This is a genomic window from Vibrio sp. 10N.222.52.B12 (genome assembly GCF_002875385.1).
GTDB classification, from domain to species: domain Bacteria; phylum Pseudomonadota; class Gammaproteobacteria; order Enterobacterales; family Vibrionaceae; genus Vibrio; species Vibrio jasicida.
This window is the reverse complement of the sequence record NZ_MDAW01000110.1, coordinates 78,473-95,388: the sequence shown is the minus strand read 5'-3', so window position 1 is coordinate 95,388 and position 16,916 is coordinate 78,473. Positions and strand designations below refer to the sequence as shown.

Annotated in this window: 4 protein-coding genes; all 4 read left to right on the top strand. The window is 45.4% G+C overall.

The window, feature by feature from the left end; translation table 11 throughout:
- Positions 1–8: 8 nt before the first annotated feature.
- The 4 genes from BCT11_RS09440 (at position 9) to BCT11_RS09425 (ending at position 16,714) form a co-directional block, all read left to right on the top strand.
- Positions 9–11,270: a DUF11 domain-containing protein gene (locus BCT11_RS09440; protein WP_241909010.1), complete on the top strand. Its 11,262-nt coding sequence runs from the start codon at positions 9–11 to the stop codon at positions 11,268–11,270.
- Between the two features lie 68 nt (positions 11,271–11,338).
- A complete protein-coding gene (locus tag BCT11_RS09435) occupies positions 11,339–14,854 on the top strand; it encodes a hypothetical protein (protein ID WP_102388210.1) in 3,516 nt (1,171 codons plus the stop codon).
- Positions 14,855–14,863: 9 nt separating this feature from the next.
- A complete protein-coding gene (locus BCT11_RS09430; protein WP_102388192.1) occupies positions 14,864–15,769 on the top strand; it encodes an OmpA family protein in 906 nt (301 codons plus the stop codon).
- A 96-nt stretch (positions 15,770–15,865) separates the two neighbouring features.
- The gene (locus tag BCT11_RS09425; protein WP_038881031.1) at positions 15,866–16,714 is read left to right on the top strand and encodes a mechanosensitive ion channel family protein; all 849 of its coding nucleotides are present in this window, start codon (positions 15,866–15,868) and stop codon (positions 16,712–16,714) included.
- Positions 16,715–16,916: the final 202 nt, after the last annotated feature.

Sequence of the window (16,916 nt, the reverse complement as noted above, 5' to 3'; positions counted from 1 at the left end):
TTTTGCTTATGTTTTTGCTTCCTTTCAAAGCATTAGCAGCAGGGGAAATTGAAATATCTTTTAGCCCAACATTCGGTCTGCCTTATGAAAATGGACAGGTCATTACATACTCGATTGAAGTTCGAAATACGACGATCAGCACGATCAGTGATGTGTCAGTGACGAATGCCATTTGGGATGTGATGTCTGGATCGAGCAGGGCGTTCAGCAGTGTCAAGATTACCGATACTCACACCTTGGGAACGAATGCAGGTAGTTATTCCTCCAGCAATAGTAATTTGAACGTGACCGGCGCTAACTTATTACCGCTAGGGCGCATTACTTATCAAATTGAAGCAACAGTTGCTGATGATGCTGCTGAAGATATTGTTCTTGGCAACACCGAAGTAAAAGGAACGGTTTCCGGCACAGAGACGACTTTTACTAACCCAGATACAATTACTTTCCCTCCGGCTGAATACGATTATCTTCTGGAAGAATACGTTAGCCCGACCGAATACGATGTTGGCGGCACACTGACTTATTCTTTAACGGCAACCAATAACGGTGCTTATGCGGTTAAAGGATTAGATATTGAGCAAGAGTTTGCCTCTTTAACAGGACAAAAGTTAGATGGCACAACCGGGAGTGCATTTAGCAGCGTGAGCATTAGTGCCGTCGCTTCATCAGGGAGCGATGCGGGTACCTTTGCAACAACAGGAGATTTGTCACTCACCGATGCGGAGATCTCTGTTGGTGGTTACATTACTTACACCATCAAAGCGACGGTTGCTGCGGACTTAGTATCCGATATTGATACACAAGCAAGTTCCACGACTCGTGCTGGTACAGTCGACGGCAACCCACTATCAACACCTCCATCTGATCCTGAAATTGAACTGGAACACACGCTCAATTCAACATCGCCATACCTGATTAACGGTGAGGTAGATTTTGAATTGAAGGTGAGTAACAGCGGTGGCGCGATTGCTCATAATTATCATGTAAAACAAAACATTAAAGACCTAGTTAGCCGCAATGGTTTAGCTAACAATTTATCCCCTTCTTACAACAACACCGATGTGGATGGTAACCCCTTCACGACTTGGGATATCACGGTTTCAAGCATTGGCAGTAACTCACTTTCTGACTACCAAGGCAGCGCACAAACGGATGTCGATTTTGACGATACCGTTTCTATCTATCCGGGCGAGTCGATCACCTACCAAATTAAAGCAATCCTTACCCCGATCACGATTGGCACCTTGCAAGGCTTTACTGCTTCAGTAACGGATGACTCAGGCTCTTTGGTCAAAAGCTCCAGTATTTCGGATACGGTTGATGCTGAAAAAGTGTTGAGTGTGACGGATTCTGATATCTCTATTTCTAAAACCACTTCTGCATCCGAATATGTACCAGGTGGTGAAATTGAGTACGAAATTACCGTTACAAATGGCTCATCAAAATACTTTGCCAATAACCTGTTAGTTCAAGATAACTTGACGTGTGTTGTTACCGAGCAAGCGGGTGGCGCTGGTGACGGGCAGGCTTTCGAAAAATGGAAAATTGAAGTGATTTCTGGTGAAGACTCGATTGGTTCTGATCCTGGCTCTTTTAGTTATGGAGCTTGGACATCAAGTCCACTCTCGCTGACACCGGACATCGCACCGGGTAAAACCATTAAGTACAAACTGACTGCCAAAACGAATGATACCAGTACAGGCCTCATTCTTGATGACGACCCAAGTTGCTCTAATGATAACGTAACCGAAGAAGGCTCGGGTGTTCAAACTCCAGATGATAACTTACGTGCGAGTAAAGACGTAGATAGCCGTTTTTATTCTTCTGGCCAGACTCTGACTTACACCATTACCGTGACGAACGACGGTGATGGTTTTGCAAACCAAGTTCAGGTACTAGACGACCTTAACTCAGTGAAAACAACCGATATCAATGGCAAAGAAATCAATGCTTATTCGGATTGGACGATCACTGCCGAAGCGTTTAAAGACGATGGCACACCAGCGACCGCTTCAAATACTGGTATCACTGGAGAAGTGAAACACCCTGACAATTTGAATGTCATTGCTACGCTTCAACCTCACTCCTATATTGAGTACACCATTGTTGCTCAGACTAACCCTTTAGCAAATGGCCATATCTCAAACGAAGTAACTGTTGATGGCTCTGTCTATGCCGATCGAGGCTCTGATCCTCGCGACTTTGCGATTGCGCTAAACAAACGCGTGAAGACGAATACTGACAGCGGGTTTCATGGTGAACAGACTGCGTATTCTAAGCTTGATACCGAAGTCATTTACCAAATCAGCTTAAAGAACGATAAAGAAAACGGTTACGCGACAAATGTTGCTGTAAAAGACACCTTATCTTCGATCTCCGCGAAGATATTGGAACCAGATACGACATCAAAACAAGTGTTCAAATCGTGGACGATCAGTGCGGAGATTATCTCAGATGATCCTCAATTGGATGGCAATCCAGCGTACACCGACGTCGGTACTTTTGCGCCAAATACGGATCTAGATACAACGGCACAAATCCCGCCGAATGTTGAAGTGGTTTACACCATCGTGGCACAAATCGACCGCTCAAATGAAAGTGAGATTATATACTCGCGATTTGACAATACAGCAGAAATCAAAACACCGGATTCAACAGTTCAATCATCTGCATCGGATACGGTTATTGTTTACCCTCATGATCCAAAAGTGATTGTTGCGAAAACAACACCTGATGACTCGTTTGTTCCAGGCCAATGGGTTAACTTCAAGATTACCATCGTCAATACTGGGCCTGGTTATGCAAACGAAGTTCGTGTCACAGATGATATTAAGGGCTTGAATGCGTTCTCTGAATGGGAAATAACGGCGTCTACAGATTCCAATAATTCACCTTTTCAAACGGGCAGTTATGCTGGTGAAAAGTCGGGGTATCCAAATAACGGAAATATCGATAGTCGTATCGATATCGATCCTAAAATTAACGGTGTCGAAGGTTACGTTGTTTACAATGTGAGAGGCAAAGTTAAAGACGATTACATAGAAGATGAGATCGCTAATACCGCAGAGATTTACGATCCATCGACGAACTTAAACCAATCCTCTTCTGCCGAGATTGGTGGTACATCAGGGGACTCTCTTAACGTTTCTATTCTGAAAACAGCGGATAAAGTTCGCTTTGTTCCTGGCGATGACGTCACTTATGAAATTCGTGTTTTGAACAATGGCGCGAATGTCGAAAGCGGTCTTAAGGTCGTTGATTTACTGACAGATATTCGTTCTGTTTTGGCAAATGACAAAGACAACCAATATGAAAACTACCCAAACCAATCTCCGTTTGAATACTGGCAGTTTGATTTCGATGACGGCGGCGGTTTTCAATCTCAAACTACCGAAGATTTTATCTACCCACCTGGTGATGCATCGAACACGATGACACTTGCTGCGGGCGAATTGCGTACTTTCCGAATTAAAGCTCGTGTTAAAGACAATGTTATTGGTTCTCAGGATTCAATGGGGAACTTAAACGACAAAATTGAGAATGACGCCTACGTATACCGTGACTTTGGCCAAGTTACTGAAGAATCACATCTTTCTCATCATGAGATGGAGCGAGCTTACAATGGCGGCGATGTGGTGAGGAAGTTACTGGTTAATGGGGTTGAGTCTCGCTTCTATTCGCCAGGTGATACCTTAACTTATCAAGTAACGGTTTCTTCTCAAACTGGTTATGTCAATGACCACGCTGTAAGCGAAAACATTACTGGTGTTACGACTCAGTTGTTGGATGGCTCTTTAGCGACGCCATTTGATAAAGGTTTCACCGTCGATGTTTCGAAAGATGATTCAAATGGTGGCGACGGCACAACCGACGGCACATTGGATGGTACTGTTGCGGATAATAAAGACATCAACACAACGATCGATGTGGCTGGCAAAGATTCCGTTACCTTTGAAGTCGTGGGTGTGGTGCGTGAAGACGCGACCGGTACAATCACTATTGGTGGTATCACGGTGATCCCGAACAGCTATCATCTGGCGTTCAGTAAGACGGTTGATCAATCAAGCTACGAGCCGGGGCAACCTCTAGTTTACCGTTTAACAATCGAAAACGATGGTAAGGGTAACGCATACAACATTCCTGTTATCGACCGACTGTCTAATATCATGGTCGATCTTGTCGATGGCACAAGCGGTAAAGCGTTTGACTCGGGTTGGACGGTCGTTCCAAGGATCGTCAGTGGTAGCTCCTCGGCTATTCTCGATCTGGATGGCAAGATTGCTGATAACGCAGACATCGATACTCATGCCTCTATCCCTAAAGGCACAATCATTGAGTATGTTGTGACGGCTAAGGTGAACAACAACGCCGTCGGTGAGATCTTGAACTTACTTACTGTTGATGGCGATACAGTGAGTGCGGAGACCAAAGCCTCTGCAGAGAAGTACGACTTCTCAAAACATGTCACCAAAATCTACGATCAGGATGGCACTACCGAGTTAAGTGGTGGTTATACGCCGGGTGGTTACATCGAGTATGAAATCTCACTGAAGAACTTAAATAATGTTCACATTAATGAGATGCCAATCAAGGATGAAATCAGCAAGATCCAGACCGATTACTTCGATGGTAGTGGTAAAGGACGTGCATTTGATTCATGGACCATTGTTACCAGTGTTGATTCGAGTGGTATTAGTGATGCGGGCTCTGTCAGTAACAACAGTGATATCGATACTAAGTTCAACCTAGCAGCTAATGAATTTGCAACAGGCGGAACCTTTGTTACTTATACGATCAAAGCGAAGATCAGTGAGAAAGCGATAGGTCAAATTCTTAACGTTGCAGTGGTCGACAAGAGCCATAACTTACCGTCAGAACCGGTGAACATGCTGCCGGTGAACATTGTTAAGTCGCATAAAGCGTACACTGATACATCATTGGCAACACACAAGACCACATACAACCATACGACAGATGGCGAAAAGATCGTTTACCACTTGCGTATTGAGAACAATGGTAAAGGTTTGGAGTACAACAAATCACTAAAAGAGTTGTTCTCAAATGTCAAAGTACGTGTTGCTCAGAATGCAACTGGTGAATCTGACTCACAAACGCTACCTGCATTTGATCAATATGGTTGGACAGTCACCGCTACCACATCCGGTGAAGCGACGACACTAATTGATGGCTACACTGGTGGTGCGAATGCAGATATCGATATTTCAGTACTTTCGATCGCGCCGGGTGGTTGGATTGACTTTGTCATGGAGTCACAGATCCGCCAAGATGCGCTCGACCAGATTGTTGCGACACCGAAATACAACGGCAGTAACTTCAATTCCGCAAAAGTTACGCCTGAGGGCAGTAATCTGTCGGTGAGCAAAGAAATTGTCTCAATCGATGGCAAATCTTATGTATCCGGTGACACCTACAAACCTGAAGATGAGGTCATCTACAAATTCACGGTGATCAACACCGAGCCCGTGTGGCGTGACCAAACCGTGATCCAAGATATTGTCTCTAACGTTCGCGTTGAAGTGATCGGTGGGACGACGAAATCAGCGTTCTCAGATACGGATATATCTCATACTTTCACTTCAACAGGTACAACGGGAACCCAAGACACTTACATCGAGTCTTATGATGCGACTGATGATCTTGACCTACTAGTCGATATCGCTCCGGAAGAAGTCATTGAGTTTACGGTTAAAGGAAAAGTTCGCCCGGACGCTCTTGGTGATATCGATGGCAACACGGGTAAGGCTGGGAACCAAAGTGATACCACGGACGTAATTCCACCAGTTGTGCCCGTACTAAACTTCGAGAAGTCAGTTCTGAGTACAACCGCAGACAGTGGCACATGTACTTTCCCATCAACGACTGGCACAGATTGTCACTACAACCCGAACGGTCAAGTTCAATATCAAGTTAGCGTGACCAACGTGGGTGACAGCATTACCAATGGCGCGACTATCGTTGATGAACTAAACACCATTGATACATCTGATGGTAAGGCAGCATTCCAAGACTACAGTGTGGCAATCGTGAGTGCGCCTGATGCAGACCGATTCTCAATTACGGGTAACTACCAAGGAACTGTACCACTGAATGCAGCGTTCGACTTGATGCCAGGCGACACCGTTGTGTTTGAGATTGACGGCACAGTAGCGGCGGACGCCACAGGGACCATTACCAATGTGGCCAAAGTCAACGGCGTTGATAGTAATGCCGTCGTTCTAGATCCTGGTACGTCGAGCCTGATTGCTCAAAAATCAACGGACACACCAACTTATACTCCAGGTTCAGAAGTTCGGTATCAAATGCGTGTTCGCAACGAGACTGCAAATAACGAGTTGATTGACATTCGTGACATTATTAGCAATTACAAAGTTGAAGTCGCTGATGGTACAGAGCAAGTTGCTTTAAAGGATTGGACGGTAAGTGCTCAAATTATCACTGATGGTAATCCGGCTTACACAGACATTAGTAACCTTAACTCTGTAGCTCCAAACACGGATATTGATGTGACGGTTCAGATGGGTGGTAAAGCGGCCGATGATACTTATACTGAAATCCTAATCGAAGTCGTTGGTCATGCTCGCGATGATGCAGTTGGTGAGTTTACTAACCAACTACAAGGCAAACTAAATTCAGGAACCAATTACTTCACCTACAACCTGAAAGAAAAAGTTATCATCCCTGAACCGGGAACACTTACCGTTTCGAAAGTCACTTCAATTACCCCCGCGATTTACCATCCAGGCGATACCATTGGCTACGATATCGAGGTGAAAAACACAGGTACAGGTTATGCGACCGATGTCCTGATTTCTGACCTTTGGAAGACGATTCGTGCTGAAAAAGCGGGTGCGACCTTACCAGTTCGTGCATTTGATTCTTGGTCAGCGACGTCAGTGAGTGTTGACGGTACTGATCCAACATTGACTCAGCCCATTGCAGGCTCTGAGGTGACTGGCGACAATGGTTATCAGATTCGCTACAACATTCACCCAGACCACACAGTGAAACTTCATGTTGAAGGTGTTGTAAAAGCGGACCTTGTTGGTGATATCACTAACGTAGTGGAAGTGAGCGATTCAAGCGGCTCTCAAACTGCGGATGCGACTTATGTGGCGGCAACGGCTGATCTCACGGTCGATAAAACGGTTGATAAGAGCCAATACGAATCAGGTGACAAGCTTACTTATACCATCACAATTGAAAACACCACAGCCAACTGGGCAAGTGATGTTTCCATTAAGGATCTAGTCAACGACATTACTTCGACCAGTATTACGGGCGCGACAGTAAAAGCGTTTGAGTCTGGCACCATCTTCTTCAATGCGTCTTCACAGACGGGTGACACTAAGTTCCCATCGTCCACGGGTGAGTTTTTAGATGGCAGCTTGGACATCAGTCCAAATGATGTCGTGACCATTACTGCAGAAGGGGAGCTTGACCCTGAAGTAGTGGGCGATGTCACCAACCAAGTTGAAGTGACCTACAATGGTTCGACTAAAACTGCAGAAGCAACCAGCACAGCGACGATCCCAGATTTAACCTTTACGAAAGAGCCAATGGTGGAGTTTTATAGCCCTAACCAAGCGGCAGGTTACATCCTGAAAATTGTCAACGAAGGTAACAGCTACGCGAATGACATCAACCTGAAAGATGAAATTGGTGCGCTCACCGTGAATACCATTGATGGTTCGGCCAACCAAGCTTTCCTACAATGGGCGGTTCAATATGTTACGGGCAGTTCACTGACTACCGTCGATGCGAACTCACTTGTGGTTGACAAGGATATTGATTACAACATCGACCTCGCACCGAACGACACCATCACTCTTTACGTTATTGGCTTAGTGAACCCGGAAGCAACGGGCGACATTGTTAACACCGCAACGTTGAATCACAACAGTAAAGACGTGACGGAAACAGCAACGTTGAAACCACGTCCGGGTGATATCGTTCTGGAGAAAACCACCGATGAGCGTTACTACCAACCGGGTGAGTTCTCCACATTCCGCGTCAAAGTGACCAATAATGGTTCCGGCTTTGCGGCAGATGTAAAAGTCGAGGACATCATTTCTTCACTTGAAGTTGAAACCTCTGGTGGAGCGATAGAACCTGCGTTTAACGATTGGACGATCGTGACCACTAAAGGGGACCCACGTACCAACATAGATACGGTTCCGGGACCAAACGGTGATATTTCTACCAACCTTGATATTGCACCTGATGACACGGTGGAATTTGCTATTACAGGTACAGTCAACAGCAGTGCAGTGGCCAATATCGTTAACACCGCGACGGCTGAGTTCGGTGGTGCGACTACCGATGCAACGGCTACGCTTGAGACGTTACCTGAAGAAGTTTGGATTGAGAAAACGGCTGAATCACCAATTTATATCCCGGGTGAAGAAGCGGTATTCCATGTTCGTGTCTACAACGGGACCGGTGGCTTTGATAATGATATTGAGCTAGACGACATTCTGTCAGGCATTAAAGCGATCAACATCTACGGTGTAAATGAACGTGCGTTTGAGAGTTGGACTATCGAAACCACTAAGAGTGACAGTCGTACGACTATCACGCCAATGCCAGTCGATAACCAAGATATTCGCTCAGTTATTGATATTGCCCCACATGATATTGTCGAGTTCACCATTACGGTGAAAACCAATCCATTGGCAGCGAGCGAAATTACCAATATTGCCACTGCGGATCTGAATGGCACCACGCAACAATCAAGTGCGACCATCCAGCCTCAATCTCAAGGTATCTCAATCGAGAAAACCGCAGACACGGAATACTATGTTCCCGGCACGGAAGCGACATTCCGCGTTAAGGTGAAGAATGAAGGCACTGTGCCAGCAACGGATGTTGGTGTGAAAGATGCTATCAGCAATATTGAAGTTGTTCGACTTGATGGGACGACCGTGAAAGCGTTTGATTCATGGCGTATTGATATCAACAAAGGTAACCCAGAAACAGACATCACCAATATTCCAAGTGTGAATGCTGACATTGATTCGACGCTGACCATTGCGGCAAATGATGAGGTGGAGTTTGTGATTACTGGTCTCGTAAACCAATACGCCATTGGTGAGATTGAAAACACGGCAAGCGCTACGTTCCGGGGGGATACTCAAGACGCAACAGCGACGCTCTTAGCGATGCCAGAGTCAGTAAAACTTGAGAAAACCGTGGATGATGAGTATTACCGTCCGGGTGAAAACGTCACTTACCACGTGGTGTTAAGTAATGAATCTGGCTCGTTTACCGAAGAGATAGTGCTTAAGGATCTTATCTCAGAGTTGAAGGTAAATACGATTCACGACATCGAAGCGTCAGCGTTTACCAGTTGGAGTATGACAAGCTCATATAATGACGACCGCACCATCGTGTTGCCACAAATTCAGGGCGACAACCTGGATGTGAATAGCCGCGTGATTATTGCGCCAAACGATAAGTTGGACATTGAAATCACGGGTGTCGTCAACGCGGATGCGATGGGAGAAATCACCAACCACGCGTATGCCTATGACAAGTCAGAAAGTGATGTCCTTGCTGACGATTTCGCAACCATCAAACCACTGCCGATCATTTTGTCGGTGACCAAGGTGGCGGATAAAGCGGAATACACCAACGACGACGATGAAATTACCTTCACAATGACCGCGACCAACCGAGGTTCTGCCGATGCAGAAAGCGTCAACTTGTTGGATGAAATCGATAAGCTCATTGGTAACAACGGCAATCCATTGTTCACCACATGGAAAGCGACCATCACCGAGCTCAAGTCTGGTGTTGTGGTTTCTGTTGATTCAGACAGTAATGTCGATTCAAACCACACCATGAAGGCGTATCAAGGTAATGAATACGAAATCGTGGTGAAGGGTGAAATCAACCGAGGTATCGATGACAACTTCACAAACGTATTCACCGCCGCCGCATCGACAGGTGAAACCGCTTCCGCCAATGTGACCATTAAGGTCAAGAAGCAAGCGTACAACGAAGGCATGCTGAAAGTAACTAAGGTTGCTAGCAAGTCAGAAGCGAGTGTCGGTGAAGTTGTGGAATATGAAGTGACGATCACCAACGAAAACGACAACCCATTTACAGGGGTTCGGTTGGTTGACCGCTACCCAGGGGGCTTCGCTTACATCCCTGACTCTACCGAGATGGTGAACAGTGGACCAGATGGTGTGTTCGATACCGCAGACGACATCCAAATTACCGTAGAGCCAACTAAGACCAATCAGTTGTTCTTCGAAGTCGGAGATATGAATATCTATGGCAACGGTGACTCGCAAACTGCAGACGCAATTCGAATTCGTTACCTAATGCGTGTGAGTGTTGGTGCTACCTTTGGCGTTTACACCAACACCGCATGGGCAGAAGCGCCACCGGCAGAAAGCTTCTCCGCACAAAACACCACGACCAACTACGTTGTGAAGTCGAACCTCGCCAGTGCAACGGTTGAAGTTATGCCAGACAAGGTGTTCGATACTGCATCCATCATCGGTAAGGTGTTTGAAGATCACAATGGTGATGGCTTCCAAGCTGATGCCACTGCCGATGATATCTACATCGATGTTGACTTTGCTGAGGAGGATTACATTCCGAATTCCACGTTCATTACTCAAGATGGCGTAGAGACTCAGTTGAGAGATGCGAACGTGAAATTGAAAGGACAAGACGTTGTGATGTCGAGTGTGGATAAAGGATATGAAGTCGATGAATTGTATGGCTTATCTCGCAACCGAACCATTGAAGGTAGCAACAAAGTGGCTTTCCAATTTAAGACGCGGACCCGCCAAGGCTTCCCATTCAAGGTGACGACCGATAATGGCACTTACATCGAATTTGACATGCAAGGTAACGTTACGACTAAGCACAAAGGAGATAAGAAGAAAGGATTGTCGGCAGAAAATATTGATGTGATACGAAACCTCTATCGAGATGGTGATGATTACCTTTGGGAGATCGTCGTAGAGAACAAAGGGATCTACGAAGACGGTATTCCTGGGGTTCGCTTATTGACTGTCGAAGGCATTATCATCGAGACAGACCAGTATGGTCGATACCATGTACCAGATCAGTGGGTGTTGAATAAAAAAGGTAAGCAGTTCTTGGTCAAAGTCGACACTGACTCGCTACCAACAGGCATGAAGGTAATCAGTGAAAACCCGAAAGTGCGCCGAATCACACCAAACAAACTGACGAAATTTAACTTCAGCATCAAAAGCAGTGGGGATGATTAACCGTTAGCAGCACAGATGCAGGCTGGGTACGCCCAGCCGACCACTCAAGCGGTTAAGCAGGATTATTTATGATTAAATTTAGACGCTCGAAACTAACAGTGTGTATCTTGGCAGCGTTGCCGATACTTTCGTTCGCGAAAGACACCAGTCAATTGGAGAAACTTGACAGTGACTCACTGGGTATTGAAGTTAAAGCGCATGAGCAAATCGATAACTCGCGTATTTATTTAGAACAAGGTGCGATCTGGGCAAGCCGTGACATTATGCGTTTTGACCCGGTACTTGACCTGAGCATTAGCAGCGATGTTGAAGTGAAAGATGGTAAGCCACTGCAAGAGATGAGCTTTGCTATCACAACTAACTTCAGCTACTACGTTGACCATTACCAACTGGAAGTATTCCGTGGTGGTGACCGTGGCTTGGTTGATCCTTTAACAGTGGTTGAAGGTCAGCAATTTGCGAACGATTTCAACATTGTTTGGGATGGTGCGACTGAACAAGAATTTCAATTTGAATCCAACACGCAGCTGTTGTTCCGTTTAAAAGCCTTCGATAAAGACGGCAATATGGACGTGACGACGGTCGGCGTGATTAACCTAGTTGAGCCAGATTCTGAAGTCGACATCGACAAGAACGATGGCGAAGAAGAACAAAGCCGTAAACTTGGTAAAGCACAGTTGATGCGCCATAACATTCCGACCTCAGCGGGGCTGGCACGTTTCATCGGTACGGGACTAAAAGGCGTTGATAAGGTCATTATCGGCGAAGACGAATTTGATGTTGAAGAAGGTGAGTTGTACGCAGAACAATATCTACCCGCGGATGCGTACTTGTTCCCGACGCGCGTAGTATTCGACAATGGAGAAGAGCGTCGCTACCAGTTGTATGTACGTATTCCAGATGAATACTGGGTACAAGCCGGTCTTGCCGATTTCTATATAGGTAAAAATAAGGTGACGGGCAACTCCGCTGCATTGGCAGTCGATGACCAATACCAAGATGATATCTACAATCAAGGTCGCCTAGCGTACTTTGGCCAAGGTAAGTTTGGCGACAAACTCAGAATTACTACCCACTTTGATACCAAAGAAAGCGACGTGCGAGACATGTTTAAGCACCCGTTTGCCTCTGACTCATCCAGTGTGTTCGACATTCTGGAAGACGACGATGAGATGTATTATGGCAATTATGGTGACAGTTCCAACATCTACAAAGTGGTGAATACCAAAGGTAAAGTTTACCTCAACGTTGAGTACGATAAATCCAATGTTTTGTGGGGTAACTACAACACTGGTATTACTGGCACCGACAACAACGACTACAACCGTAGCTTGTATGGTTTCAAAGGCGATTACCGTACCCGTTCAACCACTAAGTTTGGTGAAGACCGTTTGAACATTGTTGGTTTTGCTGCTGAATCTGATTCACTCTTTGCTCACGATGAATTCCTAGGGACTGGCGGTTCGCTGTACTTCTTGCGTCATGGTGAAGTGGTTCCAGGCAGCGACAAGGTGATGGTGAAAGTTGTTGACCCTGACAGCAGCATCACGGTCCAGGAAATGCCACTGCAATCGGGACGAGACTATGAAATTGACCCGTATCAAGGTCGTATTATTCTGACCAGACCGCTGAACAACATCATTTCAGATAACTTCGGTACCGTCATCAATGACCAACCATCGTCTGGTTATGACAACTATCTAGCGGTGGACTATGAATATGTACCTCAGGGCAGTGATGCTTTGGATGCATTGACTGCTGGTGGTCGTGTTAAAGGATGGGTGAATGATTACATTGGTGTTGGTGCCAATTATCAAACCGAAGAAAAAGACAACCAAGATTACGAAGCGTACGGAACAGATCTGACATTACGCGCTTCTGAAGGTACGTATTTGAAGGCGGAATTTGGCCATAGTAAAGGCCGTCAAACCGATTCAAACTTTGTCTCATTAGACGGTGGTTTAACTTTTGAGCCGATTGGTACTGTCGGTGAAGATAGAGAAGGTGACATCTATCAGGTGAAAGGCGTGATGAACCTTTATGATATTGCGCCGAATATCTTCTCTGCGGTGGGTAACGATGTTAAGGGCTGGTATAAATCTAAAGATGCGGGATACAGTTACGCAAACCAAGATGACGATTTAGAACAAGAATCTTACGGCACTGAAATTCGCTTCCAAGCGACCGATCGTGTTGCTGTGAAAACACGCTTTACCTCGATTGAAGAGCGCGAATCCGATGGCGATCTAAGAACAGATACCCAACAAGCGGAACTGGAAGCACAGGTTAAAGTTACCAAAAACATTAAGATCTCCGCGGCAGGTAAGCAAGTTGATGAACTGAATAACGAAAATGAAAAAGGCCAAGGCACCTTAGCGGGTCTGCGTGCTGACTACATCTGGGACAGCGACAACAACGTGTACATCAAAGGCCAGAAAACCGTAGGCCAAACCGACGAATACGATGAGAACGACAGCGTTACTCTGGGTGGTGAAACCCGTATTTTAGAAGACTTCGTGGTTGGCGCAGAATACACCACTGGTGATCGCGGTGATGCTGCTGAAGCGAGTGTGACTTACGACGTAACCGAAGATTACAGCACATACTTAACTTACGTAGATGATACTTACGAAGGCAAAAACAATGTGATTGTCGGTCAACGTGCAGATCTGACTTCAACGGTCGACTTCTACCAAGAAAACCAATTTGTTGATGAAAACAACGGTAAAGGGCGTATCGACTCATTCGGTTTTGGCTATGACATGAACGATGACATCGACATGGGCATTGGCTACCAAAAAGGGGAAATTGAGGACGACCAGAAAATCACAACCGAGCGCCAAGCCGTGAGTGTGAGCACTTCGATTGATCTAGATGACGTGGTCTTCAAGAATAAAGTTGAATACCGTGTCGACAAAACCGATGAAACGACAGACCCAGATAAAAAACGTGTTGATCAATGGGTCACCACCAACCGTTACACTCATCACCTAACGGAGGAGTACACCCTATTTGGTAAGTTCAACTATTCGCTTTCTGAAAGTAAATCGAGTGACAAAGTGTTAGCACGCTTCATTGAGTCGACAGCAGGTTTGGCATATCGCCCTATCTACAACGATCGCTTGAACGTGTTATCGCGTTACACCTACTTGGTGGATTTCGACCAACTTAATCGAGATGTTGATTACAAAGATGAAGAAAGCCACATCATCGAAATCGAAGGTATCTACTCGTTGGATGCAAACTGGGATTTAGGTGCGAAATACGCATTCAAAAATAAGAGTGAAATTTTTACTCGTCAATCAGGCGAAGACATTCCAGTCGACAGTAAAATTTCTCTCTATGGCTTGAGTGCCTCTTACCGCGTCATGAAAGATTGGGATGTAACGGGTGAGTACCATTGGAAGACCGACAGCACCTACGACGAGCTAGAGCAGGGTGCATTGGTTTCGGTGAACAAACACTTAAGCGATAACTTTAAAGTTGGGGTGGGTTACAACTTCTCAAGCTTTGACGGTAACCTAGCGAATGATGATGATTACGATGCATCAGGCGTGTTCATTAACCTAGTTGGTAAGTTATAAGAGGGTCACATGAAAACGACGATGCGTTTAGTTAGCGGAATTATGGCCGCAGCATTATTAGGTGGCTGTGCAGCAGATGCTTATGTTAGCCAAGAGAACCGAGATAAATTTGCAGACTTGAATGTCTCCAAATTTTTAATCAGTGAGTGTTTAGCACCGCAGCGTGAAATTCATATCGCTGTTGCTGAACATTTCGATTTCGATAAATCCATCATTCGTGAAGCTGATGCTGCAAGCCTAGACGCGTTCATCCGTGATATTCGAGGCTTGAGTGGACGCATTACGATTGTCGGTCATACCGATTTTAAAGGTTCTGACGAATACAATGAGAAGCTGTCTATGCGCCGCGCTGAATCGGTAGAAGCGTATCTACAGCAACAACTCGACCCAGAGCAATATGATTGGGAAGTGAAACACTTTGGTGAGTCGCAGCCACTGGCGCTGGGTAAATCTGATCAAGCGCGGGCAGAAAACCGTCGCGCTTACGTAATGTTTGAAGAGGCGAAGAAATATGAAGAAATGCCTTTCTGTGAGCCGCCAAAAGCAGAGCGTAAGGTTTACATGGCGATGACACCGCACTTCGATTTCGATAAGTCGGAATTAAAACCGGAAGACCTTTCACAATTAGATGACTTCATCGCAAAACTGCAAGGTTTAGAGGGTAGCATTATGGTCGCTGGTCATACTGACCAAGTCGGTGCTCGTTCATACAATGAAGCACTTGCAGAGCGTCGTGCTCAGGCTGTAGTGGAATACCTGAAGACGAAACTTGACCCATCACAGTTTGTTTGGGAAGTAAAAGCCTTTGGTGAACTTCAACCTGTGATCAATGAAGAATCTCCGGAAGCCAATGCTTTAAACCGCCGAGCGTTTATCGTATTTAAAGAAAGCGAATTGGGACAACCGACTGAATAATTTGGTAAGGTTGTCCTTTCGCAAGCTCTCTATCTGTTTTCTTAGTGATAGCTAGCATGAAAGGTCAACCTTCTAAACCAAACAGGGAGTCGGGTAATGGAGAAAGTGCAGTTAGTCGTCGATTTTCTTCTCACTCATAAAATTTTATTTTCCGCATTAATTCTGTTGTTCATCATTCTTTTACGTCGTTTGATTCTGTCTCGAATCCGTGGCGACGATGCCTTTATTACAGAAGAACAACGCAGTTGGATGTCGAGAACCAAAAACGGCACATTTGCTATCACCTTGATTCTGTTGTTCATCTTATGGCAATCAGAAATCAGCGAGTTCGCTCTAAGTGTTACGGCGATTGCTGTCGCGATTGTGGTGGCATCCAAAGAGATCATCTTGTGTTTTACGGGGTCAATCCAGCGTGCAAGTTCTCGTTCGTTTCGCATTGGTGACTGGATTGAAGTCGGAAAGCTATGTGGTGAGGTCATTGAACACAACATGATGGCGACAGTGATTCAAGAAATCGATCTGCATCATGGTCAATACCACTTCACGGGGAAAACTGCGACGCTGCCTAACAGTATGTTTTTCACCTACCCAGTGAAGAACCTCAATTTCATGAAGCGTTACGTGTACCATGACTTTTCTGTTGTGGTGAAAGATTTCGTCAATCTCTACCCACTTTTGCCTTTGTTGACCGATAAGATTGATGAGCATTGCAGTTACTTCGCCGACGTCGCTCACCGTTACAACGCGATGATTGAGAAGCACGCTGGTGTTGATCTACCGGGCGCTGAGCCGCACATCCACATCTCAAGTAACATTAATGGTGAGCAAATTCTGCATATCATGATTTTCTGCCCGACAGATAAAGCAAACCACTTAGAGCATCTGATTCGTAAAGACTTTATGGAGCTTTATGAGCAGCGATTTCCAATGAATCCTGAGCATTAAGTTCTCGCTCAATAATCATCTAGCAAATATTAACCCTCACTAGTCAACACTGAGGGTTATATTTGTATATTTCTTATCGTCACGATAAATAATCTTAATGGATCGGAGCGCATATAATCGATAAATTACGCCCGCAACGTAACTTCGTTTGTTGATGGATTTACAAATAAAACACCCACTAAGACTACACAGATAGTTGATT